Raw genomic sequence first — 24,826 nt, forward strand, 5'->3', positions numbered from 1 at the left:
TGGCCCCACTCTTGCTCAAATTGGACCTTGGATCACGCCTCCGTGATCAGCTTGAGGGTTTGAAATGATGAAATCTTACTTTGCTCCTATTGCCATCGCGTCCTTGATTGCTTTGGCCGGCTGCAGCAACGAAGGCAGTGATGCCGCCGCCGAAACCACCGAACCGGCAGCCGTGGAGGCTCCCGCCGAATCCGCCCCCGCCGAGCCGGCCGAAACGCCTGCCCCCGCCGAAACCGAAACAACCGAAGATCCGGCCCCGGCCGATGCCGAGCCTGCGGCTGACGCCGAGCCTGCTGCCGAAGAGACCACCACTCCGACCGCTGCTGCGCCCAGCGCTGATTCCATGGCCAACCAGGCCATGCAGATGCTCACGCCCGAGGCGCAGGAACAGCTTCAGACCCAGATCGATTCGATGACCGACGAGCAGAAAGAGCAGGCTGTCGAACAGGCCCGCACCACCGCCGAAGAGGCAGCCCGTCAGCAGGGCCTGGCCGACGAGATGGTGACCCAGGTGGGCGATCAGGCCGAAGCCACCGCACGCCAGATGTTCGGCCTCGAATAATCCCGATCCGTGTGATGGGCTCGCCTATGAGCGAGCCCGTCACATCACAATCCGCCGGTGACGGCGATCGTCTCGCCGGTTACGAAACTTGCCTCCTCCGAGAGCAGCCAAAGCACGGCGTTGGCAATCTCTCCAGGCTCGGCCACCCGCCCCATCGGAATCTTCTGTGCCACCCGCGCCGGCCGCCCCGGCTCACCCGCCGCTGCGTGAATGTCGGTCATCGTCGTTCCCGGTGCCACGGCGTTGACCCTGATGCCCTGCCCTGCCACCTCCTTGGCCAGCCCGTGGGTCAAGGTCTCGATCCCGGCCTTGGCGGCGGCGTAGGGGATGTATTCCCCCGGCGCGCCGAGCTTTGCGGCCACCGACGAGACATTGACGATCCGCCCCTTGATCCCGCTTTTCTGCCAGCGCCTGATCGCCGCCTGGCTGAGCAGCATGGGCGAGATGAGATTCACCGCCACCACGTCCCGCATCGTTTCGAACGCAACGTCGGTGAACGCGCCGATCCTGCCGGTGATGCCGGCATTATTGACCAGCGCCGTCACCGGACCCAACCGGGCTTCCACCTCATCGAACAGAGCTTCCACCTCGCCCGGCTCGCGGGCGAGGTTCGAGATGGCGCAACAGGCCGCCCCTGCCGCCTCCACGGCCTTGCGCGTCGCCTCGGCAGCCTCCCCATTGCTGGCATAGGTTATCGCCACGCCATCGAACCTGGCCGCCGCCCCTTTCGCAATTGCCGCTCCGATTCCCCGCCCGCCGCCTGTCACCAGCACCACGTCCCGCATCCTGCCCTCCTTTGCATGGCCTTGAACCGTAGCGCCCGAAGCCGGCAGGCGGAAAGTACCAATAGCGCACCAGTGCCCTGCACCAGCAAAATGCCTTTACCTCGCCGGTCCCGCTGTTAATCTCGGGCCACCTTCCAAATCTAGAGACGGACCTTCCCGCAATGCCTTCTGCCAACGCCTCGCTCGATGCCGTGCTGTCCCATGTCGATGCCAATCTCGACCAGAGCCTTGAGCGGCTGTTCACGCTTTTGCGGATCAAATCGATTTCCACCGATCCGGCCTTTGCGGGCGAGGTCAACGCCGCCGCCGACTGGCTGGCCAATGAGCTCAAGGGGCTCGATTTCGATGCCTCGGTGCGCCCCACCACGGGCCACCCCATGGTGGTCGGCCATCAGCGCGGCGAGGGCCCGAGCGTCCTGTTCTACGGTCACTACGACGTCCAGCCTATCGATCCCATCGAACTCTGGACCAACGACCCGTTCGATCCGAAAATCGGCGAGGAGAACGGCCGCAAGGTCATCCTCGCTCGCGGTGCTTCCGACGATAAGGGCCAGCTCATGACCTTCATCGAGGCTTGCCGCGCCTATAAGGCCGTGCGCGGTTCGCTGCCGCTCGGCGTCACCGTGCTTCTCGAGGGCGAGGAGGAATCAGGCTCCCCATCGCTGGACGCCTTCCTTGCGGCCAATGCCGAAGAGCTCAAGGCCGATATCGCGCTGGTCTGCGACACGGACATGTGGGACGAGGAAACCCCCTCGATCATCACCATGCTGCGCGGGCTGGTGGCCGATCAGGTGGAAATCCAGGCCGCCAGCCGCGACCTGCATTCGGGCATGTATGGCAATGCGGCGCGCAATCCTAATCAGGTTCTGGCCGAAATCATCGCCTCGCTGCGCAATCCTGACGGGTCGGTCGCCATCGAAGGCTTCTACGACGACGTTCCCGAACTGCCCGAGGCCGTTGCCGAGCAGTGGAAGCGCCTGCCCTTTGACGACAAGGGGTATCTCGGCGAGGTCGGCCTGTCCGAACCCGCCGGTGAAAAGAACCGCTCGGTACTCGAACAGATCACCTCGCGTCCCACCTGCGAGATCAACGGCATGTGGGGCGGCTATACCGGCGAGGGCTTCAAGACGGTGATCCCGGCGAAAGCCTGGGCCAAGATCTCCTTCCGCCTCGTGGGCAATCAGGACCCCAAGAAGATCCGCGAAGCCTTCCGCGCCCATGTCCGCGCCCGCGTGCCGGCCGATTGTACCGTCACTTTCCACGAACATGGCGGCAGCCCCGCCTCGGTGGTTCCCGCCGACGGCCCCATGCTGCAAAAGGCCCTTGGCGCGCTCACGCAGGAATGGGGCCGCGAGGCCGCCGTTGCCGGTTCGGGCGGCTCGATCCCCATCGTTGGCGATTTCAAGCGCAAGCTGGGCATGGATTCGCTGCTGATCGGCTACGCCCAGACCGGCGACCGCATCCATTCGCCCAACGAGAAATACAATCTCGAAAGCTACCACCGCGGCATCCGCTCCTGGGTCCGCGTGCTCGACGCGCTGTCGCGGTAACTCACAGTCCGGCCGTCGCGATCTCCTCCTGGAGCCAGGCCAGCAGTGCCTTCACGGCCGGACGTTCGCCCGCGTCGGGCGTGGTCACGAAATACCAGCTCGATTGGGCCGGCACGTCCGGCCCGAAAGGGCGGACGAGATGGCCGTGCGCCAGATCGTCGGAAACCAGCACGCGCCGCGCCAGCGCTACGCCCTGCCCGGCGATCGCGGCCTGTATCGTCAATCCGGTGTCGTTATAGACCGGACCGCTTGCCGCCGGGGCCGGGTCCAGACCTGCCGCCTTGAACCAGGCCGGCCAGTCCGGTCCTTCGCTCGCCGCAACGATCGAGGAATCGTGGATCAAGACGTGCGCGCGCAGATCCTGTGGCGTCGCAAGCGGTTTGGGACCATGCACCAGGCTCGGCGCGCAGACGGGGAATGCGGCATCGTCCATGAGTTTCGTGGACAAAAGCCCCTCATAGACGCCGCCCCCCACCCTTATCGCTACATCGACGCCTTCGCGGCGCAGATCGACAGCCCGTTGCGTCGTGCCGATCATCGGCTCGATATCGGGATGACGCGTCTGAAACCGATGCAGACGGGGAATGAGCCATTTGGTGGTGAAAGACGACAGCGCCGAAATCCGCAAGTTCTGCTCGCCCGAAATCTCCATTGCGCGCCGGGTGGCCCGCCGCACGGAATCGAAGGCCGTCTCGATCTCCTCGAAATATCGGCGCCCCGCATCGGTCAGCGTCAGCCGCCGATTGTGCCGGATAAACAGCTCCAGCCCCAGAAACTCTTCCAAGGCCCGGATCTGGTGGCTGATCGCGGCCTGGGTGACGAACAAATCCTCGGCCGCCGCCGTAAACGAGAGCCGCCGCCCCGCCGCCTCAAAGGCGCGCAGCGCCGAAAGGGGCGGCAGACGTTCGGTTCTATTCATGAGTACAGCTAATCTAAACTGCGAAAACTATGCATTTGTGGGCACACCATTCGCGAGGTTAATCTGCGGATATTCCAGTCAATGGAGGTAGCCATGCCCCAGCATTTTGCCTTAGCTCACCTCATAAATCAAATCGGACTCTGGCGCCGGCGTATCCGCGACCGCCGCCATCTGAGCAGCCTCGATGTCCACACGCTCAGGGATATGGGTCTCACTTGCGCCCGTGTCGCCCGGGAAGCGCGGCGGCCCTTCTGGCGGTCGATCGACCTCCGCCCGGAATGATGCCCCTCACCCCTTGATCCGATCCGCTTTTACGCCCGAGGCGAACTCCAGCGCTTGTTCGCGCTCTTCGGGCGCAAAGGTTCGGACTTCGATCTGGGGCAGAATGGCCCCCATGGTCCTGGCCAGCCCCTCGAACCAGCCCGGCTCGGCGATCACGGCGGCTTTGGGAAAGCGTTTCCAATCGCCCAGGAATTTGAACTGGGAGGCGAAGTCCTTGGCGATGGCTTCCGCCGTCATGCTTTCGAGGCCGGTCATGTCGGCGACCAGGCCAATTTCTTCGTATTCGGACAGCAGGCTTTCGGTGTCGGCGACGATCCGGTCGATATCGTCGCCGGTGATTTGTCCGCTCGCCTTGACGACCGCCACATTGCCCCGCACTTGTGAAAATTCCAGCATTCTCGTCTCTCCTCTGAGATGCGAACCTCCCGGTCGCCCAACGCGTTGCCTTCCGAACCGGTTGCGACGGCCTAAAGACAGAGAAAGAAGTCAGGATCAGCATGGCCAAGGTGGCGTGGATACTCGGCGGCGGATCGGGCATCGGGGCGGAGACGGCAAAGGCGCTTTCCGGGCGCGGCTGGACCGTCGCCGTCTCGGGCCGGCGCGAACAGCCGCTCGCCGCTCTTGCCGTCAGCCATGGCGCGCGCCCCTACCCGCTCGACGTCACCGACCTTGAGGCCGTTCGCGCCACCGTCGCGCGAATTGTCGAAGATCTGGGCCGGATCGACCTGATGATCTTTTCGGTGGCCACCAAGCAGACCACCAAGACCGGGCAATACGGCTATGAGAGCTATGCCAGCGTCATCGACACCAATCTGCTCGGCGCCTTGCGGGTCATCGATCCGGTCGTTACCCAGATGCGGCGCCAAGGTGGCGGCGAGATCGCGCTGGTCGCGTCGGTCGCGGGCTATTTCGGCCTGCCTCGGTCCGCTGCCTATTCCTCGGGCAAGGCGGCGATGATCGCGCTCGCCGAAACCATGCGAACCGAACTCGAACGCGACAACATCGCGGTGCGCCTCATCTCGCCGGGGTTCGTCAAAACCGACTTCACCGCACCCAACGATTTTCCCATGCCGTTTCTCATGGAGGCCGAGGAGGCCGGCCGCCGGATCGCCGATGGCTTGCTCAATTCGAAAAGGTTCGAGATCGCCTTCCCGCGCCGCATGGTCTATCCGCTCAAGCTGATCGCCATGCTTCCCTACCCGCTGTTCTTCGCCATCATGAAGCGCCTCTTGCCACGCGGCAAAAGCTAAACCATTCGGTTTGACATCGACGCCCCGCGATGATATCAAACCATATGGTTTCACTTTCCGATGCCCAACTCGATACCGTCTTCCACGCGCTGTCCGACCCGACGCGCCGCGCCATGCTGCGCAGCCTCACGGCGCGCGAGCAGAGCCTTTCCGAACTCGCCGCGCCCTTTGCCATGAGCTTTCCGGCGGCGTCGAAACATGTGCGCGTTCTCGAGCAGGCCGGGCTGGTCCGCCGCCGGGTCGAGGGGCGCACGCATATCTGCTCGCTCGAGGCCAAGCCGCTCGCCGCCGCCACCGATTGGCTGAGCTTTTACCAGACCTATTGGAGCGAGAAGTTCGACGCGCTCGATGCGATCTTTACGGCCGAACTCAAAGGAGAATGACCATGGCCAAGTCCGTTACGCCGTTCCTCATGTTCGAGGGCAAGGCCCAGGAGGCGCTGGATCTCTATATGCGCGTCCTGCCCGATTCCGAGGTCGTCTCAATGCAGAAATACGGTCCCGAGGGGCCGGGCCCGGAGGGCACCATCATGCACGCCATCGTTACCCTGGCCGGTCAGCAAGTGATGGTGTCCGACAGCCACGTCCAGCACGCCTTCACATTCACCCCTTCGATCTCGTTCTGGATCGAATGCCATGACGAGGCCGAGCTCGAACGGCTCTTCGACGAACTCGGTAAAGGCGGTCAGGTCTATATGCCGCTCGACAATTACGGCTTTTCCACCCGCTTCGGCTGGGTCGGCGACCGCTTCGGCGTCACCTGGCAACTCAACCTCGCGTGACGCCCATGTCCGATCTCCCCGACCGCTTCCTGCGCATGACCCGTCGCTTCAAGGCGCCCATCGAGCGTGTCTATCAGGCCTGGCTCGACCCTAACGTCACTCGGAAATGGCTGTTCACCTCGCCAGCCAGCGACTCCAACGAAACCCGGATTCACGCCCATGTCGGTGGCAAGTGGACGGTGACCGATCTGCGCGAGGGCGTCTCCTACACCGCCGAGGGCGAGTATCTCGAACTCGATCCTCCCCACCGCATCGTCTTCACCTTCGGCATGATGCAGTTCTCACCCGATTTCGACACCATCACCGTCGAGCTCTCCCAGGAGGACAATGAAACGGTGATGGTCTTCACCCAATCAGGCGTCGGCATCGCCGAGGAATTGGCCAATCTGCCGGCCAAGCCCGAGGAAACCAGCGAGTATGGCTGGAACCTCATGTTCATTGCCTTGGCCGAGGCCTTAGAGACCTGACAAAGATGGGCGGCATCTCTGCCGCCCGTTTTCAATCGGTGACCACCTCGGAGCGTTCGATTAGCGCCGTCAATTCCTCGAGTTCGGCGGTATAGGCGGCATAGGTCCTGATCCACCACGCTGGCCAATCGCCTACCTGCCCGGCCTCTACGCCGGCGATCAGATCGGCGAGCGGCTGGGCTTCCACCGCCTCGCGCACTGAAGAGCCACGGCGGTCGTCGAGGAGCAGCACGTCCGCGGGATAGGTATCGGCGTTCTCCCAGCTCAAGACGCCCCAATATTCGCCCTCGGGCGCCTCGGGCTCCACCATGTTGACGCCCCAGCGCTGGAAGTCCTGCAATTCCGCGCCGCCAGCGGGAGCGGCGACATAAAGATTGTCCGCATCGATCGAAGCGGCCATGACCTTGAGTCCAGGCTTGGCTTCCGCCGCTGCAGCAAGCGCGGCGCGCGCGATTTCGAACGCGTCGCGCTGCGCTTCGATTTCGGGTGCGTCCAGATCGGCTCCCAACGCCTCGGCCAGCGTGCCGTAATCTTCGATAAGCCCAATCGCGGAATCGCCCTGCAGAACGCCGACGATGGGGGCGACAGCGGCAAACCTACCCTCGGGATGCATTTCCTCCCCGCCGCTGTAATCGCCCGTGCGCGGCCAATATTCGGTGACGATCAGGTCCGGATCGAGCGCCAGAAGCGCTTCGGGCTGCAATTGGTTGTAGGGCGTGCGGATCAACTCGATCCCTTCGAGATCGAATTCGGCATAGCTCTTTTCCGAAGTGCTCTCGTCAGTGAAAATGCCGACCGGCTCGATTCCGAACTGCATCAGTCCGGCCGCCGAGGACGAGAACGCCACGATCCGCTCGGGTGGGTTAGGCAGGGTAATCGTGCTCCCCGCGCCGTCCGTGAAGGTCCACTCCTGCGCCATTGCCGCGCCGGAAAAGGAAAGACCCGCAATCACTAAGGCCGAAAACTTCGCAAAACGATTCATTGTGCGGTTTCCTGTTCGAGCGTTTCGGCGAGGCGTGGCACGAAGCGGTCCATTACCCAGGGAAGCGAGAGGGCCGAGGGCGCGGACAACGCCATGGCATAGGAGAGATCGATCAGCGGCACGTAATGCCCCTCGGCCACGGGCCGCCAGCGGGCAAACAGCGGATTGGCCAAAAGCGTATCCACCGTTTCCCGGTCGTTGTACCAGGCGATGAACACATCGGCGTCGATGCTGTCGAGGTTTTCGTAGCTGATCTTGGTCGTGTAGCTGTCAGCCGGCAGCTCATGGAGCGCTTCGGCTGGCACCAATCCCAAATCGGACAGCAAAAGCACGCGCGGATCGTGCGGCAGGTAGACGTTCATACCCGCTCCGTCCACGCCGAGCCCGCCGCCGAACGCGAAGGTTTTGCCCTCGATTATCGGATATTGCTCGGCATAGCCCTGGAGCAGATCCCGCATATCGGCGATCAGCGCCTGGGCCGCGTCTTCGCGCCTCAGCACCATGCCGGCGGTTTCCATGATCTCCTGCCAGTCGCCCCTCCAGGGAATATCCTTGAAAGGCACCGTGGGGGCGATCGCCGACAGTCGCTCATATTCCTCCTGGCTATAGCCGCTATAAGGCACGAAGATCAGATCGGGCGCGTAGGTCAGCAATTCCTCGAAAGGCACGCCATCGGTCGTGTTGATGGTGGGCGGCAAGTCTTCGCCACGTTCGGCGTAGGCGTCCTTGATCCAGGGCAGGTAGCCGTTCTCGTCGCCGCCCCAGATCTGGTGCTGGATGGCGACCGGGCTTTCGCCAAGAGCGATGATCGCCTCCTGGCTCATCCAGCTCAACGTCACGATGCGTTCGGGAAACCCTTCGATCACCGTCTCGCCAAAGGCGTGCTCGACGGTAACCGGATAGCTGTCCTCTGCCCATGCGGGCGCCAGGGCCAGGGCAGTTGCCGCAAGGGCGCCTGCAAAACTCCTCCACATCGGGATGGTCCTCTTCGTTCTACGGTGTGTCGGGGGCGGGGTGCGGGATCGAGCCGCGCGGGATGACCATGGGCGTTTTCGCCAACGGGTCATCGATGATGATGCAGGGCAGCCCGAAGACCTCCTCGACCAGCTCGGCGGTGATGATGTCCGCCGGCGCGCCCTCGGCCACGATCTGCCCGTCGCGCATCGCGATGATGTGGCTGGCATAGCGGCAGGCGTGGTTGAGGTCGTGCAGCACCGCCACCACCGTATGTTCCTCGCGCTGGTTGAGCACCCGCAGCAGCTCGAGCAGCTCGATCTGGTGGGCGATGTCGAGATAGGTGGTGGGTTCGTCGAGCAGCAGCATGGGCGTCTGCTGGGCCAGCACCATGGCCACCCACACGCGCTGGCGCTGCCCTCCGGACAGCTCGTCCACCAGCCGGTGCGAAAGCGGGGTGATCCTGGTCGCTTCCATCGCGCCCATCACCGCCTTCTCGTCTTCCACCGACCATTGGCGGATGAACTTCTGGTGCGGGTAACGGCCCCGCGCCACGAGATCGGCCACCGTGATCCCCTCTGGCGCGATGGAGGTCTGCGGCAACAGCCCCAGCCGCCGGGCCACTTCCTTGGCCGGATATTGCGAGATGGCCTTGCCGTCGAGCATCACTTCGCCCGCCGAGGGGCGGATCAGCCGCGATAGAGCACGCAGCAGGGTCGATTTCCCGCAGGCATTGGCACCCACGATTACCGTGAACCCCTTGTCGGGGATTTCCACTGACAGGTCGGTCGAGATCACCCGCTGGTCGTAGCCGATCGTCGCCTTCTGTGCCGCAAGACGCGCGGGCGCGGTTACGATGGCGGGATCGAAATGCTGGTTCATCTTGGCATCCCCTGTCATTGCCGCCGGGCTTCCCGCACCAGCAGCCAGACGAAATAAAGCCCCCCGATCGAGACGGTGACCACGCCGACGGGCAGTTGCGTGGGCGCGAACATGCGCTGCGCCAAAAGGTCGGCCACCGCCAGCAGCAATGCCCCCATAGCCGCCGAAGGCAGCATGGCAACGCCCGCCGCTCCGGTCACCCGCCGCGCGATCTGGGGCGCGGCCAGCGCCACGAAAGCGATCGGCCCGGCCACGGCGGTGGCCGTAGCGGTCAGCGCCACCCCGAGCAGCAGCAGCGTCAGCCGCACCGGTTCGACCATCACCCCGAGAGCGCGCGCCGCATCGTCCCCCATTTCGAGCTGTTTCATCGGCCGGCTGAGAATAAAGGCGGCGGGGATAAAGATCCCCAGAACCAGCAGGGTCGGCCAGAGCTTGTCGAGTCCCAGCCCGTTGAGCGAACCGGCGCCCCACACCGCCGCCGCCATGGCGACTTCGAGATCGGCCCGCAGCATCAACCATGTGTTGAGCGATGAAAGCATGGCGCTCATCCCGATGCCGACGATGATCAGCCGGAAGCCCTCGACGCCGCGCCGCCAGGCGAGCAGGTAAACCGCCAGCGCCGTCACCACGCCGCCCAGCAGCGCCCCGCCGGCGATCTGATAGTAATTGCCCGAAAACCCGATGATGACGATCAGCGCCCCGGTATAGGCGCCCGAATTGAACCCGATCACATCGGGGCTGCCCAGCGGGTTGCGGGTCAGCGATTGGAAGATCGCCCCACTCAACCCCAGCGCCGCGCCGAGCAGCAGCGCCAGCACCGAGCGCGGCAGCCGCCATTCGACCACCACCATATGCACCCGCGCCTCGGCCTGCCCTATCAGCGCGGAAAACACATCGGTCACCGGCACGGGATATTCCCCGCTCGAAAGCGCGATCAGCGTCACGAGGATCGCCAGGGCAACCATGATCGAAACGAGAAAGATGACGCGCGTATCAAGCCTGATCGTCAGCCTGCCGTCGAGCAGGCGCAGGACCCGCGTGGGACGTCCGAAATCGATGGTGCTCATAGCCCACTCACCTTGCGCCGCCGCGCCAGAAGGATCAGCACCGGCGCCCCCACGAAAGCGGTGACGATCGCCACCTGGATTTCCCCCGGCCGCATGATGATGCGCCCAACAATATCGGAAACCAGCAGCAGCACCGGCGCCAGCACCACGGTATAGGCAAAGATCCAGCGCTGGTCCGGTCCCACGATCCAGCGGGCCACATGGGGCACCATCAGCCCGACGAACCCGATCGGCCCCGCCGCCGCCGTCGCGCCGCCGGCCAATAGCGTCACCGCGACGACCACGACGACCCGCACGCGCAGGATATTGGCGCCCAGCGACTTGGCCAGATCGTCCCCCAGCGCCACGGCATTGAGCGGCCGCGCCACGATGCCCGCCAGCACCAGCCCGACGATCACGAAGGGGGCCACGGTGATCACCGCATCATAGCTACCCCCGCTCAGGGCGCCGGCTTCCCAATGGCGCATCCGGTCGAAGGCGCTGGGATTGAGCAGCGTGAGCGCCGTGGAAACGCCACCGAGGATCGCCCCGATCGCGACGCCCGCCAGCGTCAGCGAGATCGGCGTCGCGCCGCCCCGCCCCGCCGAGCCCACGATATAGACCACGATTGTCGTTACGATCGCTCCAAGGAACGCAAACCAGATGTAGGCGTCGAGCGAGGTGAACCCCAGATACCCAACCGCGATCAGAACGAAGAAACTCGCCCCCGCATTGACCCCCAAAATACCCGGATCGGCCAGCGGATTGCGTGTAAGCGCCTGGATCAGCGCCCCGGCGATGCCCAGCGCCGCGCCGACCAGCAGCCCCAGCACGGTGCGCGGCAGGCGTAGCGATTGGATGATGGCGTGATCGTTGCTGTCGTCATAGGCAAACAGCGCCTCGATGACAGTGGGCAGCGGGATATCGCGCGAGCCGACCGCGACCGACAAGAGCACCACCAGCGCCAGAACGCCAATCGCCAGCAACAGCCCGCTCAGCCGGCGCGCGTTGGTCGCGGCGACTCCGGGCCGGCGCGCGGCTTGTGCTTGTTCGGCGATGGCGGTCACAGGGCCTTGTCTCCGGCACGAGGCTCACGGATTGGCGGATGATCCTAGCTATATTTTATGATTTGGTCAGTCAAGTTACTGCCAGCTTCGATCTCTCTTGCAGCCCGCAAAAAAGCGCAGCGGCGCGCGGCAACGCAGCGAAGCCCTATGGCCCAAGCGCCTCACACTCTGTTGATCGCGCCGCGCGGCTTAGTTCCATTTTTTGGATTTTCATCAATCATCCGGAAACTGTTTGGCGAGAAAAGCTTGAGGCCAAAGGGCGAGTTCTGGAGTTTGTAATGCGTATGACCATGTTCGCTGCGGCCGCTTTGGCGGCCATTTCCGTAGGCCAGGCCAGCGCGGCCGACGCGCTGGGGACGACCGCGCCCTACGGTCCTTATGGGCCCACAGGCATGAGCCAGGGCGGTTTCGGCGGCTTTTATGCCGGCGGCAATGTCGGATATGGCCGGGGCGAGTACTCGGAAAGAACCGGCGACACCGATATCGGCGGTTTTATGGGCGGCGCGCAGGCCGGCTTTAACGCCGATCTCGGCGGCCTGGTCGTCGGCGTCGAGGGCGATTACCAGCTTTCGGACGTAAAATTCGATGAAACCCGCCCTGTCGGTGATAACTACAACGCCGGCCTCAATCACTACGGCACGGTGCGCGGCCGCGCCGGCATCGATATCGGCGGCATCATGCCCTACGCCACTGGCGGCGTCGCTTTCGGCGACATCGGCTACCAGTATGAGAACGCGGCCGGCCAAACCGTCTCGGAATCCGAATATGGCTGGGGCATTGCCGCCGGCGCGGGCATCGAAGCCATGACGGCCGGCAACCTCTCGCTCAAGGCCGAGTATCTTTATGTCGGCTTCGGCGAATACGATCTCGGCGGCGATACCGTGGATGCCAACGCCCACACCACCCGCGTTGGCGTCAACTTCCACTTCTGATCGAACCGGATCGGCCATTCAACGACGAATGGCTGATCCTATCCCGGCACCGCCGCGTCGATGATCCGCAGTTGCACGGTTTCGCGTCCCTGCCAGTGGTCGATGTTGAGCGTGCCGGCCACGTGCAACCTCTGCCCGTCCCGCGCCTTGAGCAGCGCATCGCCAAGCGGGCTCCCCGCTGCGCGGAAGGCGATGGCCTTCAGATTGGCCCCATCTCCCGAGCTCACCGTGCAGCGCACATGTCCACCCGCTCCCACCACGTCGGCGAAGCGGATCTGGTGGGCGGGAAAGGCAAAGACCGGCGTGGGATTGCCCGCCCCGAACGGCCCGGCGCGCTCGAACTCATGCACGAAATCGGGATGGGCACCCCGCGCCGTCAGCGCCGCGTCGATCTTGATCCCATCTCCGGCCTTGGCGGCCTCCACGTCGTCGGCCAGCGTGTCGTTGAGATAGGCCCGGAACGGCCCCAACTGCCCCGGCCCGAGGGTCACGCCCGCCGCCATGGCATGCCCGCCGCCCTTGGTGATGATCCCGCCGCGCACCGCATCGACCACCGCCGCACCGAGATCCACCCGTGGCACCGAGCGTCCCGATCCCGTCCCACCGCCATCGGGGCCGAGCGCAATGGCAAAGGCAGGCCGGTCGAACCGCTCCTTGAGCCGGGCAGCAACGAGCCCCACGATTCCCTGGTGCCATTCCGAGGATGCGGTCACCAGCACCGAGGGCCCTGGCCCTTCACCGATCTCGAGTTCGGCCGCCGCCACGGCCTGTTCCACCGCCGCAACTTCTATCCGCTGCCGTTCGGCGTTGAGTTCGTCGAGCCGCTGGGCGATCGCCAGCGCCTCATATTCATCGTCGCCCGCCAGGAGCCGCGCGCCGAGCCCCGCATCCCCGATCCGCCCGCCGGCATTGATCCGCGGCCCGAGCAGGAAACCCAGATGGTAGGCATTGACCGGCCCGGAAACCCGCGCCGCGATGGCAAGGCTCGAAAGCCCCACATTGCCGCCGGCCCGCATCACTTCTATGCCGCGCACGACGAAAGCGCGGTTGAGCCCTTTCAAGGGCACCACGTCGCACACCGTCGCCAGCGCCACGAGATCCAGCCATTTCATCAGGTCGGGGAGGCCGCCCTGCCCGCGCTCGCGCAGGATGCGGCTGGTGGCGACCAGCACCATGAACGCCACGCCCGTCGCGCACAGATAGCCGAGCCCGGATATGTCGTCGCGGCGGTTGGGATTGACTAGCGCGTTTGCGTTGGGCAACTCGTCGGGCGCCAGGTGATGGTCGACGATCAGCACGTCCACCCCGCGCCCACGCGCATGGGCGATCGGCCCGTGGCTGGCCGTGCCGCAGTCGAGCGTCATCACCAGGGTGGCGCCCTGCTCGATCAGCCCGTCGATCGCTCCATTGTTGGGCCCGTAACCCTCGAATATGCGGTCCGGGATATGGGTGGGCGGGTTGAGCCCGAAATGGCGCAGATAGCGCACCATCAGCGCGACGGAACAGGCGCCATCGACGTCATAGTCCCCGAACAGCCCGACCGTCTCCCGCCTCTCGATGGCATCGGCCAGCCTTGCGGCCAGCGCGTCCATGTCGGCCAGCGTGGAGGGGTCGGGCATGAGCGCGCGTATGGTGGGGGTGATGAAGTCTTCCGCCGCCTCCACCGCCACGCCGCGTCCGGCCACGATCCGCGCCAGGATTTCCGATAACCCCGTCTGCTGGCTGATGGCGCCCGCCATGCGGGCGGCGGCGGGGTCGAGCCTGTCGAGCCATCGCCGGCCGCAGACCGATCTTTCAACGTTGAGAAAGGCTGGGGTCGTGGGCATCATGGCCCTACCTATAGACGCTGCGCGCGGCGGATCGATAGTCCGCCCGCGCCGATTTGCACGTCATTTACGCGCCTTTCCCGCATTTCATCCGTCCACCCGACACCTTGCTCCAGGCTCGGAACATCGATCCGGGCTGACCGTTTCTATCAAGGGCACAAGACTGCCCCGTTTATTGTTCGAGGGATTGACCATGACCGCTAAACTGCTTTTGCCCTTTGCCCTGATTTCGGCCCTTGCCCTTGCCGCCTGCGAGGAGCGCGCCGGCGCGCCCGACGTCCCCAATCCCGATGCCGGCGATCCGGAAGCCTTTGCCGAACCGGTCGAAGAAAACGAGGAGCCCACGAGCGAGGAGGTGATGTCGCCCGCAGAACTCCAGCAGCGCCGCGAGGAGATCGAGCAGGACGCGCAGCAGACCTTCGAAACCATCATGGAAGACACTGAGCAGGCGGGCGATAACCTCATGCAGCTCGGCGACGACGCCATGAATGCGCTGAGCGAAGGCATCACCTCCACCACCAATGCGCTCGAAGTCCAGATCGACGCCCTGGTCGCCAGCGCCGCCGAGCTGCGCGACGAGAACATGACCGAATCCCAAAAGCTCGAAATCGTCGCCAACGTCCGCAACGCCGCCGAACAGGCCGCCCGCGCCCTGGGCCAATCCGAAGCCGAAATCACCGCCGCCGGCGACAACGCCGAAGAGCGGGCGCGGGAGGTGCTGGGAGTGCAAACGCCATAGGTTCGCGCAGGGCGAAGCCATCCCGAAGATCATCGGCATCACCGCCAGTGCCGGCGCTCCTGCCCGCCGTCGCCGGGCACCGGCCCCTCGCGTCCTATCGCGTGTTAGCGGCCTCGGGTCCTGCCGGAACGTCATTCCTGCCGAAAAGTTAATGGTCGGGCGCAAAGCTCATGGTAAACCGTTCGAGGAGGAACGACATGACCATCAAATCTCTTGTATCACCTATCGCACTTGCGGCAGCCGCCACTCTGGCCCTGAGTTCCGCATCCTTTGCCCAGACCATGGTAGGCGATCAGCAGGTCAGTGACGAAGATCTGCCGGTGGTGACCGAGCATTGCACGATGCTCGCTGAAGAAGGCGCGGCCGCTGGTGCCGAAGCCGGCGCTGCTGCTGGAGCCGACGGTGGTGCTGCCGGTGGCGCCGGAGCGGAAGCCGGTGGCGAGGCTGGAGCCGATGCAGGAGCAGACGCAGGCGCGGCGGCTGGCGGAACCGATGCCGCGGCGGGCGCCGGAGCAGTCGGCGAGACGACCGCGGACCCCGCGGCGGGTGATGACATGGCCGCTGACGGAGCCGCCGCGGGCGGCGATGCCGCAGCCGCCGGAGATGCAGCAGCCTCGATCGATCTTGAGGCAATCACCCTCGAAGACTGCCAAGCCGCTGGCTTGGTTGAATAAGGCGAAAACCCAGCACAAGCAGAGAGGATGGCCGCCCGAGCTCTGGCGGCCATTTTTATTGGAAGACCCCACTACCCGCACAAATAGGTCGGCTCACAGACATACCGTATAGCATAGGTCTATTCGCAATTTCCTGAAGGAACGAAGATGATGAACCGTGGTTGATTTATGCTGCCCACGAAATAGGCAGCATTGTTCTTGAAAGGAACGCACATGGCCAACCAGGACAAGCGTGGAAGCCACGAACAAAACGGTCGGTCTGGCCAGCAAGGCCAGAAGGACAAAGAAACCCAGCAGGGCCGCGGTCGTGACGACGATAACAAAGGCCGCGATGGAATGCAGGACAACAAAGGGGGTCAGCGCCGCTGATCAACTCTGTCCTTGGAGGGTCGCCCTCGACCCTCCTTTACCTTTGCAGGATGCAATGTCCGCTTGAGCCGTGTAGGCGCTCTACCCAAGACCTGCTCTTCGTCTATTTCATGTGTCCGAGCCTCCGCCACCCATAGGCCAGTTCCATCAATCGGGCTTCTGGCCGAACCTCCTCCCTCTCTCCCACCACCTCCCCGCCCAGCCGCGCGTAAAACGCTTGTGCGGTGTGGTTTTCGCGCAGCACCCATAGCGTTGCCGCCGCATGGCCCCGCCGGGCAAGTTCGGCCGCCATTCGCCGCATCATCGCCGTGCCGATGCCCTGGCGCTGATGGGATTGCAGCAGGTAAAGAGCGCTGATCTCGGCATCAAAGCCCAGAGTCCTCAAACCGGCGTCGCGCTGGCCGCCGCACGATCCGAAACCAACAATGCGCTCGCCGTCACATGCGACGCACACCGAGGTTCCGACCGCCTGCGGATCGGCGAGTATCCGCCTCCACCGCGCCTCGCGATCTTCAACCGAAAGAGCCGCCAGCATCCCCTCGGGCACCAGTCCGGTATAGGTCTCTTTCCACGCTGCGACGTGCACGGCGGCAATGCCGCCGGCATCGGCAACAGAAGCGTCTCGCAATGTCACCACGCTCGAGTCCATGGACCTCCCCACCGCGACCCAAAATCCACGCTCGCGCGCCAATATGTTTAGCCCCACGACAAATGCTTACACTCGGGGGCGAATCACTGCAAACCGCCGGCGTTCCGTTCAGAAGCCGACGCATGCGTTCCCTTTTTGCCCGCTACATCGCCCGCCACGAACCGCGCAAGGATTGGCGCGTTCATTTCCGCTCAGCCCTCGCCGCGGGGTTGGCGGTGATGCTGATCGGCTGGCTGTCGGTCAAGACCGGCCTGCCGCTGCTGCTGGCGCCGCTCGGGCCGACCGCGATGCTGATCTTCGGCCAGCCGGCCTCGGCGGGCGCCCAGCCGATCAATATTTTCGCCGGCTATCTGATCGGCACGATCTTTGCGGTGCTTGTCGTTTGGATTCTGCCCGATTCATGGTGGCTGGCGACGCTCGGGGTCGGCTTTGCAATGCTGGTCATGCTCGTGCTGCGGGTGACCCATCCGCCGGCAGTGGCGGTGCCGCTTCTGCTCCACGCTACGCCGGTCGATCCGCTCACGCTCTTCGCGGTGCTGTTTTTCGCCTGCACGCTGCTGGTGGGGCTGGGCGTCGTCCTGCACCGCCTGCCGCCGCGCCAGCGCTATCCGTTGCCGCTTAGCGACCAGACCTCACGCTAACTCCCGCCGGTGCTCGGCGGTAATCCAGCGTATCGTGTGGCTCCAGGAGCGCATCACCACGCTGGACGTGACAACCCGGCGCGGCAAGAGCTTTACGCCGCGCAACAGGCTGCCGTCGGTAACCCCCGTTGCGGCGAACAGCACGTTGCCGCGCACCATGTCCTCGGCGCAAAGTTTGCCGTCACCGATGCCGAGTTCGCGCGCCGCCGCCTTCTTGTCGGCCGTATCGAGGATCAGCCGTCCCTGCATCTGCCCGCCCATGCAGCGGATCGCCGCCGCCGCCAGCACGCCCTCGGGCGCCCCGCCTGATCCCAGGTAGATGTCGATGCCGGTATCGTCGCTGTTGGCCGCATGGATCACGGCGGCGATGTCCCCATCGGGCAGCAGCTTCACCGCCACCCCGAGCTCACGCAATTGGGCGATGAGCCCCGCGTGACGCGGCCGGTCGAGCAGGCACGCCACGATATCGGACACCGCTACGCCCTTGGCCTCGGCCAGGGCGGTGATGTTTTCCGCCGGCGACTTGTCGAGGTCGACGATGCCATGCGGATAGCCCGGCCCGATGGCGATCTTTTCCATATAGGCGTCCGGCACGCGCAGCAGCCCGCCGCGTTCGGAAAACGCCATGACCGAAAGGGAATCGGCGAGGTTCTTGGCGCAGCCCGTCACCCCTTCCAGCGGATCGACGGCGACATCGATCTGCGGCCCATGACCCTTGCCGACCGCTTCGCCCAGCGCCAGCAGCGGAGCCCCCCTGCCCTCACCTATCACCACCTGGCCTTCGATCTCGATGTCGTTGAGCGCGTTGTGCATGGCGGTGACGGCGGCCTGGTCGGCCTCCATCTCGTCACCCTTGCCGCGCCAGCCCGCCGCCGCTATGGCCGCCCGCTCGGTCTTCCGGGCAATCTCGAGCGTAAGATTACGGCCGACGGCAGTCTCCTGGGATTGGTCCAACTAGAACTCCTCGATTCTTATCAGTTGTGGCTGACCAACGATGAACCCGTCGCTCGCGATCCGTGCCAGCGCTTCGCGCACCGCGCTTTCGATGGTTTCGTGAGTAATCAGCACCACCGTGCGTGAGGTTTCCTCCTCCACGCCTGGCTCGGAGGCGCGCAGGTCGGGCCGCTGGATCACGCTTTCGAGCGAGATGTTGCCCTCGCCCATACGCGTGGCGATCGCCGCCAGCGCGCCAGGCACGTCCTTTGCGTTGAGCCTTATATAATAACCACCTTCATGAATGCGCATCGGCGCGCGCGCGCAGGGCGCTAGTTCCGAAGACGGCACCCCGAGCGGGGGCACCTGCGTGCCGCGCGCGATGTCGAGAATATCGGAAAGCACCGAAGCCGCCGTTGCCTCCCCACCCGCGCCGGGCCCGGCCAGCAGCAGTTCCTGGACGTGGTTGGTTTCCAGCGCCACGGCGTTGAGCACGCCGTCCACCCCGGCAATGGCGCTCGATTTTCGGACAAGCGTTGGATGCACGCGCTGCTCGATTCCCGTTTCTACCTTGCGGGCCATGCCCAGGAGCTTGATCTTGTATCCCAGATCGGCCGCCACTTTTATGTCGGCCTGGGTGATGCGCGAAATGCCTTCGACGAACACCTGATCGGCGGAAATCTCCGTCTCAAAGCAAAGGCTGGCAAGAATCGCGAGCTTGTGGGCCGTGTCGAACCCCTCGACGTCGAAGGTCGGATCAGCCTCCGCATAGCCGAGCGCCTGAGCGTCCTTCAAACATTCCTCGAACGAGATTCCCTCATTGCCCATGCGGGTGAGGATGTAGTTGCACGTCCCGTTCATGATGCCATAGACGCGCGTGATCGCGGCCGAGCCCAACCCCTCGCGCAGCGTCTTGATCACGGGAATGCCCCCGGCCACGGCCGCCTCGAATCCGAGCTGGGCATGGGCGTTCTCCGCCGCCCGCGCCAAGGCCACGCCATGCCGGGCCAGCAGTGCCTTGTTGGCCGTCACCACCGGACAGCCATTCTCCAGCGCCGCGGTCACCGACGCCAGTGCCGGCCCATCCTCACCGCCGATCAGTTCGACATAGAGATCAATTTCCCCGGACCTCGCCAGCGCGACGGGATCGTCGAACCATTTGAAGCCGGAAATATCCACCCCGCGATCGCGCGACCGCGAGCGCGCGGAAACCGCCGAGACGACGATCCGCCGCCCCAGCTTGCGCGCGATGGCGTCGCCATCCTCGGTCAAGATCCGGATCAGCGCCGCGCCCACCGTTCCCAGCCCGGCAATGCCCACCCGCAGCGGGCGCAATTCCTCGCCCTCGCCGCTGGCAAAGCTCTGCATGGCGCGGACGATCCGCTGCCGCGTCTCGCTGCGCGGCTCGCGGCCTTCGCGAAGGTCGAAGACGAAAAGAGGATCGCCGGCGATCTCGCGTCCGAATCGGGTCGGCGTCCAGCTCCGTTCCGAGATGAAGGTTTCGACCGATGATTTGAAGCTCTCGATGTCACTCATTGTACGCACGCCTATAGTTGCGCGCGCACATGAATAGGAAATCGCCTACGCGTCAAGAGCACGGTGGCGGCAAAGGCCGGATAGCCTTGTCGATCACCGGCACAATCGCCGATCTCAACCCATATATCGACAATATGCGGGCCGAACCGGCGCAAATCCTATGATTGCGCCAGCTTCACCACATTGCCGCCGGTCGCCGTGCCGCCAAGAAACTTCTTGATGGCCCGCGCCGCCTGGCGGATGCGCTGCTCGTTTTCAACGAATGCAAGGCGCACATACTGGTCGCCATATTCGCCAAAGCCCACACCAGGCGCCACGGCAACGCCGGTCTCCCTGATCAAAAGCTTAGCAAATTCAAGGCTTCCCAGGTCCGCGAACTGGTCGGGGATCGGCGCCCAGGCAAACATCGTCGCGGCAGGAACCGGAATGTGCCACCCCGCCCGGCCGAAGCTTTCCACCATAACGTCGCGGCGGTGCTTGTAGATCGCGCGAACCTCCTCGATGCAGGAATCATCGCCGTTGAGCGCGGCAGCCGCGGCCACCTGGATCGGCGTGAACGCGCCATAGTCGAGATAGGATTTGACCCGCGCCAGAGCGGCGATAAGCCGTTCATTTCCCACGGCAAATCCCATGCGCCAGCCGGGCATGGAGAAGGTTTTGGACATCGACGTGAACTCGACCGCCACATCCATCGCACCCGGAATTTCCAGCACCGAATGGGGCGGTTCGTCGTCGAAATAGATCTCGGAATAGGCAAGGTCCGAGAGGATGAAGATTTCATTCCTACGGCAATAGTCGACGACCTCGCGGTAGAAATCGAGCGAGGCGACGTAAGCGGTTGGATTTGCGGGATAATTGAGGATCAGCGCAATCGGCTTGGGGATCGAATGGCGCACCGCGCGGTCCAGCGAGCGCAGGAAATCCTCATTGGGGTCTGCCGGCATCGAGCGGACCACACCGCCGCTCATGATAAAGCCAAAGGAATGAATGGGATAGGTCGGATTGGGCACCAGCACCACGTCGCCCGGCGCCGTGATCGCCTGCGCCATGTTGGCGAACCCCTCCTTGGAGCCCAAAGTGGCCACAACCTGGGTGTTGGGATCGAGCTTCACCCCGAATCGCCGGCCGTAGTAGGAGGCCTGAGCCTTGCGCAGACCGGGGATTCCGCGGGAAGTGGAATAGCGGTGCGTGCGCGGATCCTTGACGGTTTCCTTAAGCTTATCAACGATGTGCTGGGGGGTCGGCAGGTCCGGATTGCCCATTCCCAGATCGATGATATCCACGCCCTCTGCGCGTGCCTTGGCCTTGATGGGATTGATGTGCTCGAACACATAAGGTGGCAAGCGGCGTATGCGGTGGAATTCTTCAGTCATGTCAGCCTCGTCAAGGGATCGCTCAACGATCCCAGTTAGCCCGGCGCTCGGGCGCATCTTGGGCGCGGCGCACGGGGAAATGATTATCCCGATATCATGGTGTCTAAAGTGTGAACGGGGCGTCCGCTTCGAAATGAAAAGACCGGCCGCTCGCCGTGGTCTTTACCGGCCCTGTCGCTGCTCAAGGGAACAGCGGCAGAGCCTCGATAGCGGTTGCCTCGGGAAAGCCGAAGGCCACGTTGAAGTTCTGGATCGCCTGCCCCGCGCTGCCCTTGACGAGATTGTCGATGGCCGCGATCACGATCACGCGCCCCGGGATACGATCGTCGAAGACGTTGATGACGCAATAGTTCGAGCCGCGTACATGCCCGGTCGAAGGCGTTTCACCCTTTTCGCCGATGCGGATGAACTGCTCGTCGGCATAGGCATCGCGCAGCACCTGCCGCACTTCATCGGCGTTCCTGCATCTGTCGAGCTTCACATGGGCGGTGACCAGTTCGCCACGGCTCATGGGAATCAGATGCGGGGTGAAGTTGACGGCCACCTTCTTGCCGGCGACGAGCCCGATCTCCTGCTCGATTTCCGGCGCGTGGCGGTGAACGCCGACGCCGTAAGGCGTCACGCTCTCGCCGGCCTCGGCCATAAGCGTGTTCTGCTTGGGCGCCCGCCCTGCCCCGGAAACGCCGGACTTGGCGTCGATGATCAAATCGTCGGTCGAGATCGCGCCGGCCTTGACCAGCGGCAGGAGCGCCAACAGCGTCGCCGTGGGATAGCAGCCGGGGCAGGCGATGATCCGGGCATCGCGGATCGCGTCGCGATTGTGCTCGGTCAGCCCATAGGCCGCCTGTTCCTGCAATTGCGGCGCGACATGGTCGGCACCATAGACCGGTCCGTAATCGGCGGCATTGCGAAAGCGGAAGTCCGCTCCCATATCGATGACACGCAAGGACGGGTTGCGCTCGGCAATGTCGGCCACAAGCTTCTGGCTCGCCCCGTGGGGGAGCCCGCAGAAGACGACGTCGACGCCGGAAAAATCCACATCCTCATTGGCGACAAGGTCGGGAAGCCCCGCCCCCGCCAGGTGAGGATAAACCGAGGACATGGGTTTGCCGGCATGGGTATTTGCGGTCAGCGCCACGAATTTGAGGCCGGGATGGCGCACGCCAAGTCGCAGCAGATCGGCTCCGGTGTATCCGGAAGCACCAAGAAGTGCGGCTGTCTTGGGCGGCTGCATCTGACTTGCCCTCGTTGTGCGATTGTGTAAATGAAACACGCGAGGGGTCCTCATAATGCCCTGTAGCGGCAAAGTAAATGACCCCGTTGCCTTCCGGCGCACCATGGCGCGCGCGGGCCGCGGCAAGGTATCGAGGTGAAGATGACAAAGCGCATTGCGATGGCCACTCTGGGCACGCAAGGTGACATTCAGCCTTACGTGGCCCTGGCAAGAGCGATGAAGGCTCAAGGCTATTCGGTGGTTCTGGGGGCGACCGACGATTTCGAGCCGATGATCTCGAGCTATGGCCTCGAGTTCTGGAGCCTCGGCCCCTCGATGCAGGAATTCGTCAAGCAGAGCCAGTTCGAGCGCGCCATGAACCAGAACCTGCTGGTCAACGCGCCTTCCCTGCTGCGCCAGGGCCAGAAGATCGTCGATCGCGCCGCGCGTTCGGCCTGGGACATGGCCCAGGGCGCCGACTGCATCATCCTCAATATGAATACGAGCTTTTCGATCGACATCGCCGAAGCGCTCGATATCCCGGCCATCGTTGCCGCGCTGCAGCCGCTCAATTCGACGAGCGAATTCCCGCTCTGCATCTATTACGGCCCCTCCTTCGGCAAGACCATAAACCGTCTTACCTATTCGACGATGACCGTGCAGCAGATCTACTACAATCTGCCGCGCAACAAGCTCAGGCGCGAGCTCATGAACCTGGGTCCGCGCCGGAATGGCGGGTTCTTCAAGGATACCGACGGCACCCCGCTCTGGACCCTCAACGCCTATTCCGAGATCGTTTCCCCGCGTCCGCGCGACTGGCCGAAGACCTCCATCGTCACCGGCTACTGGATGCTGCCCGACAACAGCGGCTGGCAGCCGAGCGAGGAGTTCAAGACCTTCCTCGAAAACGGTCCGCCGCCCATCTATGTGGGCTTCGGGTCCATGCCGTTCGGCGCCGACCGCAACACCGATATCCTGCGCGAAGCGCTCACCATGTGGAATGGCCGCGTTGTGGTGGGCCGAGGCTGGGGCGGCATCAAGCCCGACGATCTCCCCTCGGATCGGGTCTACGTGATCGACCGCGCGCCCCACGACCAGCTCTTCAAGCACGTCAAGGCCGTGGTCCATCACGGGGGCGCCGGCACCACGGCCGCCGGTCTGCATCTGGGCCGCCCGACTTTCATCGTGCCGCAGATGGTCGATCAGCCCTATTGGGGCGGCCGCGTGCACGAACTGGGCTGCGGCCCCAAGCCGGTGCGCCGCCGCAAGCTCACCGCGGAAGCCCTCGCCGATGCGCTCACCCAGCTCGACACCAATGAAAACTACGCCCGCACCGCCGAACGGATCGGCGAGCAGCTTCGCGCCGAGGACGGCGCCGGCAAGGCGATCAAGGTCATCGAACGCGTGATGGCCAATTATCAGCCGCGCAGCGAACGAAAACGGGCCTGAAGCTCAGGCCCGCCAATGCGCTAGGCGAAAGCTCTAAAGTTCTGCCTCATAAACGAACATCACCGAATCTTCGTCGTCGGGGATGAAATAGGCGCGAAGCCCGCTCTCCGTGGTTTCGAGGAAGAACGGGTTCTGGCTCATTGGGCGGCCCGCCGAGCTCCACAATGCGACCGGCACCTGATGCACGGGCCGGCCATCTTCCAGATTGACGATTTCCAGCCCACCCAGGCCAAAGCTCGGCGCATCGTTGGGGGGCGTGAATGAGCTGACGCCCGAACAGATCATTTCCCGGCCAGCCAGATAGTGGCAGTCCTGATAATCCACATAGAACGCGCTGTTCATCGTCGCCTCGTCCAGCGGCACGGCATCGGTCATCTCGACCTGATCGATGGAGTCGAGAGCGAAATCATAAAAGCGGCGCGAACCCCAGCTCACCGCATGCAGGCTGCCGGATTCAAGGTTGTGGACGATGCCACCCAAATGGTCACGGAAGCGGAAAACTTCTTCGGCTTCAAAGGTTTCGGGGTCGACGCGGTAGACGATCGAAGCGCTGTCGGGGCGGTATTCGGCCACCGGCACCCAGATGGCTTCGCCATCGAAATCGATGCCGCCAGGGTGGTAGATATCCCCTTCGCCCAGTTCGACCTCGTCGAGCAATTCGCCTTCTGCGCTGAACCGGTAGAGCCATCCCCTGCCCTCGCCGGCATCGCGGTCATAACCGTCCTGAGGCGTATCGTAGCGCTGGGTGCGGGTGATGATTTCGACGGTCGAGACGATGAAATCGTCACCGATCCGGTACATGCCCTGAGGATGGTGGGTGTTGAAGTTCAAAGGCACTTCATCCACCAGCGTCCAGGTGGTCGAACGCGTCAGGCCTTTAATCGCGTCCGAAAGGTCGTTGGAAATCGCGGGGCTGGCGGCAAGGGCCAGCGCAGCGGTGAGAGCAATCGAGAGCGGCCGCAAAA

The 24,826-nt window shown here is 64.0% G+C and carries 28 protein-coding genes; 13 read left to right on the forward strand and 15 right to left on the reverse strand.

The window, feature by feature from the left end; all coding sequences use genetic code 11:
• Positions 1-64: 64 nt before the first annotated feature.
• The gene (locus NO934_RS00235; protein ID WP_309161478.1) at positions 65-562 is read left to right on the forward strand and encodes a hypothetical protein; all 498 of its coding nucleotides are present in this window, start codon (positions 65-67) and stop codon (positions 560-562) included.
• 44 nt (positions 563-606) lie between these two features.
• Here the strand turns inward: NO934_RS00235 and NO934_RS00240 are convergent, their stop codons facing one another.
• Positions 607-1,347: an SDR family oxidoreductase gene (locus tag NO934_RS00240; RefSeq protein ID WP_309161479.1), complete on the reverse strand. Its 741-nt coding sequence runs from the start codon at positions 1,345-1,347 to the stop codon at positions 607-609.
• A 161-nt stretch (positions 1,348-1,508) separates the two neighbouring features.
• Here NO934_RS00240 and NO934_RS00245 point away from each other — a divergent pair, with 161 nt between their 5' ends.
• The gene (locus tag NO934_RS00245; protein WP_309161480.1) at positions 1,509-2,897 is read left to right on the forward strand and encodes a M20/M25/M40 family metallo-hydrolase; all 1,389 of its coding nucleotides are present in this window, start codon (positions 1,509-1,511) and stop codon (positions 2,895-2,897) included.
• Position 2,898: 1 nt separating this feature from the next.
• On the opposite strand, the gene NO934_RS00250 is transcribed toward NO934_RS00245, so the two are convergent.
• The gene (locus tag NO934_RS00250) at positions 2,899-3,816 is read right to left on the reverse strand and encodes a transcriptional regulator GcvA (RefSeq protein ID WP_309161481.1); all 918 of its coding nucleotides are present in this window, start codon (positions 3,814-3,816) and stop codon (positions 2,899-2,901) included.
• Between the two features lie 93 nt (positions 3,817-3,909).
• Between NO934_RS00250 and NO934_RS20605 the strand changes: the two genes are divergently transcribed.
• A complete protein-coding gene (locus tag NO934_RS20605) occupies positions 3,910-4,098 on the forward strand; it encodes a DUF1127 domain-containing protein (RefSeq protein ID WP_375143267.1) in 189 nt (62 codons plus the stop codon).
• A gap of 6 nt (positions 4,099-4,104) precedes the next feature.
• Here NO934_RS20605 and NO934_RS00255 read toward each other — a convergent pair whose 3' ends face one another.
• Complete coding sequence (locus NO934_RS00255) at positions 4,105-4,494, reverse strand: STAS/SEC14 domain-containing protein (protein ID WP_309161482.1); 390 nt, start codon at positions 4,492-4,494, stop codon at positions 4,105-4,107.
• Positions 4,495-4,595: 101 nt separating this feature from the next.
• Between NO934_RS00255 and NO934_RS00260 the strand changes: the two genes are divergently transcribed.
• Genes NO934_RS00260 through NO934_RS00275 form a run of 4 tightly spaced genes read left to right on the forward strand, consistent with a single transcriptional unit; the run spans position 4,596 to position 6,596 of the window.
• Positions 4,596-5,348 (forward strand): SDR family NAD(P)-dependent oxidoreductase, encoded by a 753-nt coding sequence (locus NO934_RS00260; RefSeq protein WP_309161483.1) that lies wholly within the window; start codon positions 4,596-4,598, stop codon positions 5,346-5,348.
• 44 nt (positions 5,349-5,392) lie between these two features.
• Positions 5,393-5,731, forward strand: coding sequence for a metalloregulator ArsR/SmtB family transcription factor (locus tag NO934_RS00265; RefSeq protein WP_309161484.1), 339 nt, complete (start codon positions 5,393-5,395; stop codon positions 5,729-5,731).
• A 2-nt stretch (positions 5,732-5,733) separates the two neighbouring features.
• Positions 5,734-6,129 (forward strand): VOC family protein, encoded by a 396-nt coding sequence (locus NO934_RS00270; RefSeq protein ID WP_309161486.1) that lies wholly within the window; start codon positions 5,734-5,736, stop codon positions 6,127-6,129.
• Positions 6,130-6,134: 5 nt separating this feature from the next.
• On the forward strand, positions 6,135-6,596 hold the full coding sequence (locus NO934_RS00275; protein WP_309161487.1) for an SRPBCC family protein: 462 nt from the start codon (positions 6,135-6,137) through the stop codon (positions 6,594-6,596).
• 31 nt (positions 6,597-6,627) lie between these two features.
• Here the strand turns inward: NO934_RS00275 and NO934_RS00280 are convergent, their stop codons facing one another.
• From NO934_RS00280 to NO934_RS00300, 5 genes are read right to left on the reverse strand one after another with little or no spacing between them, the layout of a single operon-like run.
• Complete coding sequence (locus tag NO934_RS00280; protein WP_309161489.1) at positions 6,628-7,578, reverse strand: ABC transporter substrate-binding protein; 951 nt, start codon at positions 7,576-7,578, stop codon at positions 6,628-6,630.
• The gene (locus NO934_RS00285; protein WP_309161490.1) at positions 7,575-8,552 is read right to left on the reverse strand and encodes an iron-siderophore ABC transporter substrate-binding protein; all 978 of its coding nucleotides are present in this window, start codon (positions 8,550-8,552) and stop codon (positions 7,575-7,577) included. The genes NO934_RS00280 and NO934_RS00285 overlap by 4 nt, the downstream gene beginning before the upstream one ends.
• 19 nt (positions 8,553-8,571) lie before the next feature.
• Positions 8,572-9,432 carry an ABC transporter ATP-binding protein gene (locus tag NO934_RS00290; protein WP_309161491.1) on the reverse strand — a complete coding sequence of 287 codons (861 nt, stop codon included), beginning with the start codon at positions 9,430-9,432 and terminating at the stop codon, positions 8,572-8,574.
• Complete coding sequence (gene fepG / locus NO934_RS00295) at positions 9,429-10,481, reverse strand: iron-enterobactin ABC transporter permease (protein ID WP_309161493.1); 1,053 nt, start codon at positions 10,479-10,481, stop codon at positions 9,429-9,431. Before fepG ends, NO934_RS00290 begins: the two co-directional genes overlap by 4 nt.
• On the reverse strand, positions 10,478-11,527 hold the full coding sequence (locus NO934_RS00300) for an iron chelate uptake ABC transporter family permease subunit (protein ID WP_309161494.1): 1,050 nt from the start codon (positions 11,525-11,527) through the stop codon (positions 10,478-10,480). Before NO934_RS00300 ends, fepG begins: the two co-directional genes overlap by 4 nt.
• A gap of 278 nt (positions 11,528-11,805) precedes the next feature.
• Between NO934_RS00300 and NO934_RS00305 the strand changes: the two genes are divergently transcribed.
• A complete protein-coding gene (locus tag NO934_RS00305) occupies positions 11,806-12,459 on the forward strand; it encodes an outer membrane beta-barrel protein (protein WP_309161495.1) in 654 nt (217 codons plus the stop codon).
• Positions 12,460-12,497: 38 nt separating this feature from the next.
• On the opposite strand, the gene recJ is transcribed toward NO934_RS00305, so the two are convergent.
• Entirely contained in the window at positions 12,498-14,288 is a 1,791-nt protein-coding gene (gene recJ, locus NO934_RS00310) for a single-stranded-DNA-specific exonuclease RecJ (protein ID WP_375143268.1), read from the reverse strand.
• A 190-nt stretch (positions 14,289-14,478) separates the two neighbouring features.
• Here recJ and NO934_RS00315 point away from each other — a divergent pair, with 190 nt between their 5' ends.
• From NO934_RS00315 to NO934_RS00325, 3 genes are all read left to right on the forward strand, one after another.
• Positions 14,479-15,024, forward strand: a complete 546-nt coding sequence (locus NO934_RS00315; RefSeq protein WP_309161497.1) for a hypothetical protein — start codon at positions 14,479-14,481, stop codon at positions 15,022-15,024.
• A gap of 197 nt (positions 15,025-15,221) precedes the next feature.
• On the forward strand, positions 15,222-15,698 hold the full coding sequence (locus tag NO934_RS00320; protein WP_309161498.1) for a hypothetical protein: 477 nt from the start codon (positions 15,222-15,224) through the stop codon (positions 15,696-15,698).
• A gap of 213 nt (positions 15,699-15,911) precedes the next feature.
• The gene (locus NO934_RS00325) at positions 15,912-16,067 is read left to right on the forward strand and encodes a hypothetical protein (RefSeq protein WP_309161499.1); all 156 of its coding nucleotides are present in this window, start codon (positions 15,912-15,914) and stop codon (positions 16,065-16,067) included.
• Positions 16,068-16,170: 103 nt separating this feature from the next.
• Here NO934_RS00325 and NO934_RS00330 read toward each other — a convergent pair whose 3' ends face one another.
• The gene (locus NO934_RS00330; protein ID WP_309161500.1) at positions 16,171-16,716 is read right to left on the reverse strand and encodes a GNAT family N-acetyltransferase; all 546 of its coding nucleotides are present in this window, start codon (positions 16,714-16,716) and stop codon (positions 16,171-16,173) included.
• A 122-nt stretch (positions 16,717-16,838) separates the two neighbouring features.
• Here NO934_RS00330 and NO934_RS00335 point away from each other — a divergent pair, with 122 nt between their 5' ends.
• Positions 16,839-17,357 (forward strand): HPP family protein, encoded by a 519-nt coding sequence (locus NO934_RS00335; protein ID WP_309161501.1) that lies wholly within the window; start codon positions 16,839-16,841, stop codon positions 17,355-17,357.
• On the opposite strand, the gene glpX is transcribed toward NO934_RS00335, so the two are convergent.
• The 4 genes from glpX to argC form a co-directional block, all read right to left on the reverse strand.
• On the reverse strand, positions 17,349-18,311 hold the full coding sequence (gene glpX / locus NO934_RS00340) for a class II fructose-bisphosphatase (protein WP_309161503.1): 963 nt from the start codon (positions 18,309-18,311) through the stop codon (positions 17,349-17,351). The genes NO934_RS00335 and glpX overlap by 9 nt on opposite strands.
• Positions 18,312-19,658, reverse strand: coding sequence for a homoserine dehydrogenase (locus tag NO934_RS00345; protein ID WP_309163773.1), 1,347 nt, complete (start codon positions 19,656-19,658; stop codon positions 18,312-18,314). It abuts the gene before it with no gap.
• A gap of 326 nt (positions 19,659-19,984) precedes the next feature.
• Complete coding sequence (locus NO934_RS00350) at positions 19,985-21,199, reverse strand: LL-diaminopimelate aminotransferase (protein ID WP_309161504.1); 1,215 nt, start codon at positions 21,197-21,199, stop codon at positions 19,985-19,987.
• Between the two features lie 181 nt (positions 21,200-21,380).
• Positions 21,381-22,433, reverse strand: coding sequence for an N-acetyl-gamma-glutamyl-phosphate reductase (gene argC / locus NO934_RS00355; protein WP_309161505.1), 1,053 nt, complete (start codon positions 22,431-22,433; stop codon positions 21,381-21,383).
• 141 nt (positions 22,434-22,574) lie between these two features.
• Between argC and NO934_RS00360 the strand changes: the two genes are divergently transcribed.
• Positions 22,575-23,861, forward strand: coding sequence for a glycosyltransferase (locus NO934_RS00360; protein WP_309161507.1), 1,287 nt, complete (start codon positions 22,575-22,577; stop codon positions 23,859-23,861).
• Between the two features lie 33 nt (positions 23,862-23,894).
• Here NO934_RS00360 and NO934_RS00365 read toward each other — a convergent pair whose 3' ends face one another.
• Positions 23,895-24,824, reverse strand: coding sequence for a DUF6454 family protein (locus NO934_RS00365; RefSeq protein ID WP_309161508.1), 930 nt, complete (start codon positions 24,822-24,824; stop codon positions 23,895-23,897).
• Positions 24,825-24,826: the final 2 nt, after the last annotated feature.

The sequence above is a fragment of the Pelagibacterium sp. H642 genome, from assembly GCF_031202855.1.
GTDB lineage: Bacteria > Pseudomonadota > Alphaproteobacteria > Rhizobiales > Devosiaceae > Pelagibacterium.

Excerpts from the sequence above, each read along its gene's own strand:
- argC (WP_309161505.1), bottom strand. The coding sequence starts at position 22,433 with ATGCAGCCGCCCAAGACAGCCGCACTTCTTGGTGCTTCCGGATACACC.
- NO934_RS00320 (WP_309161498.1), top strand. The coding sequence starts at position 15,222 with ATGACCATCAAATCTCTTGTATCACCTATCGCACTTGCGGCAGCCGCC.
- NO934_RS20605 (WP_375143267.1), top strand. The coding sequence starts at position 3,910 with ATGCCCCAGCATTTTGCCTTAGCTCACCTCATAAATCAAATCGGACTC.
- fepG (WP_309161493.1), bottom strand. The coding sequence starts at position 10,481 with ATGAGCACCATCGATTTCGGACGTCCCACGCGGGTCCTGCGCCTGCTC.
- NO934_RS00315 (WP_309161497.1), top strand. The coding sequence starts at position 14,479 with ATGACCGCTAAACTGCTTTTGCCCTTTGCCCTGATTTCGGCCCTTGCC.
- NO934_RS00330 (WP_309161500.1), bottom strand. The coding sequence starts at position 16,716 with ATGGACTCGAGCGTGGTGACATTGCGAGACGCTTCTGTTGCCGATGCC.
- NO934_RS00305 (WP_309161495.1), top strand. The coding sequence starts at position 11,806 with ATGCGTATGACCATGTTCGCTGCGGCCGCTTTGGCGGCCATTTCCGTA.
- NO934_RS00235 (WP_309161478.1), top strand. The coding sequence starts at position 65 with ATGATGAAATCTTACTTTGCTCCTATTGCCATCGCGTCCTTGATTGCT.
- NO934_RS00350 (WP_309161504.1), bottom strand. The coding sequence starts at position 21,199 with ATGACTGAAGAATTCCACCGCATACGCCGCTTGCCACCTTATGTGTTC.
- NO934_RS00285 (WP_309161490.1), bottom strand. The coding sequence starts at position 8,552 with ATGTGGAGGAGTTTTGCAGGCGCCCTTGCGGCAACTGCCCTGGCCCTG.
- NO934_RS00260 (WP_309161483.1), top strand. The coding sequence starts at position 4,596 with ATGGCCAAGGTGGCGTGGATACTCGGCGGCGGATCGGGCATCGGGGCG.
- NO934_RS00255 (WP_309161482.1), bottom strand. The coding sequence starts at position 4,494 with ATGCTGGAATTTTCACAAGTGCGGGGCAATGTGGCGGTCGTCAAGGCG.
- NO934_RS00275 (WP_309161487.1), top strand. The coding sequence starts at position 6,135 with ATGTCCGATCTCCCCGACCGCTTCCTGCGCATGACCCGTCGCTTCAAG.
- NO934_RS00345 (WP_309163773.1), bottom strand. The coding sequence starts at position 19,658 with ATGCAGAGCTTTGCCAGCGGCGAGGGCGAGGAATTGCGCCCGCTGCGG.
- NO934_RS00270 (WP_309161486.1), top strand. The coding sequence starts at position 5,734 with ATGGCCAAGTCCGTTACGCCGTTCCTCATGTTCGAGGGCAAGGCCCAG.
- NO934_RS00360 (WP_309161507.1), top strand. The coding sequence starts at position 22,575 with ATGACAAAGCGCATTGCGATGGCCACTCTGGGCACGCAAGGTGACATT.
- recJ (WP_375143268.1), bottom strand. The coding sequence starts at position 14,288 with ATGATGCCCACGACCCCAGCCTTTCTCAACGTTGAAAGATCGGTCTGC.
- NO934_RS00240 (WP_309161479.1), bottom strand. The coding sequence starts at position 1,347 with ATGCGGGACGTGGTGCTGGTGACAGGCGGCGGGCGGGGAATCGGAGCG.
- NO934_RS00325 (WP_309161499.1), top strand. The coding sequence starts at position 15,912 with ATGGCCAACCAGGACAAGCGTGGAAGCCACGAACAAAACGGTCGGTCT.
- NO934_RS00280 (WP_309161489.1), bottom strand. The coding sequence starts at position 7,578 with ATGAATCGTTTTGCGAAGTTTTCGGCCTTAGTGATTGCGGGTCTTTCC.
- NO934_RS00265 (WP_309161484.1), top strand. The coding sequence starts at position 5,393 with ATGGTTTCACTTTCCGATGCCCAACTCGATACCGTCTTCCACGCGCTG.
- NO934_RS00250 (WP_309161481.1), bottom strand. The coding sequence starts at position 3,816 with ATGAATAGAACCGAACGTCTGCCGCCCCTTTCGGCGCTGCGCGCCTTT.
- NO934_RS00245 (WP_309161480.1), top strand. The coding sequence starts at position 1,509 with ATGCCTTCTGCCAACGCCTCGCTCGATGCCGTGCTGTCCCATGTCGAT.
- NO934_RS00335 (WP_309161501.1), top strand. The coding sequence starts at position 16,839 with ATGCGTTCCCTTTTTGCCCGCTACATCGCCCGCCACGAACCGCGCAAG.
- NO934_RS00290 (WP_309161491.1), bottom strand. The coding sequence starts at position 9,432 with ATGACAGGGGATGCCAAGATGAACCAGCATTTCGATCCCGCCATCGTA.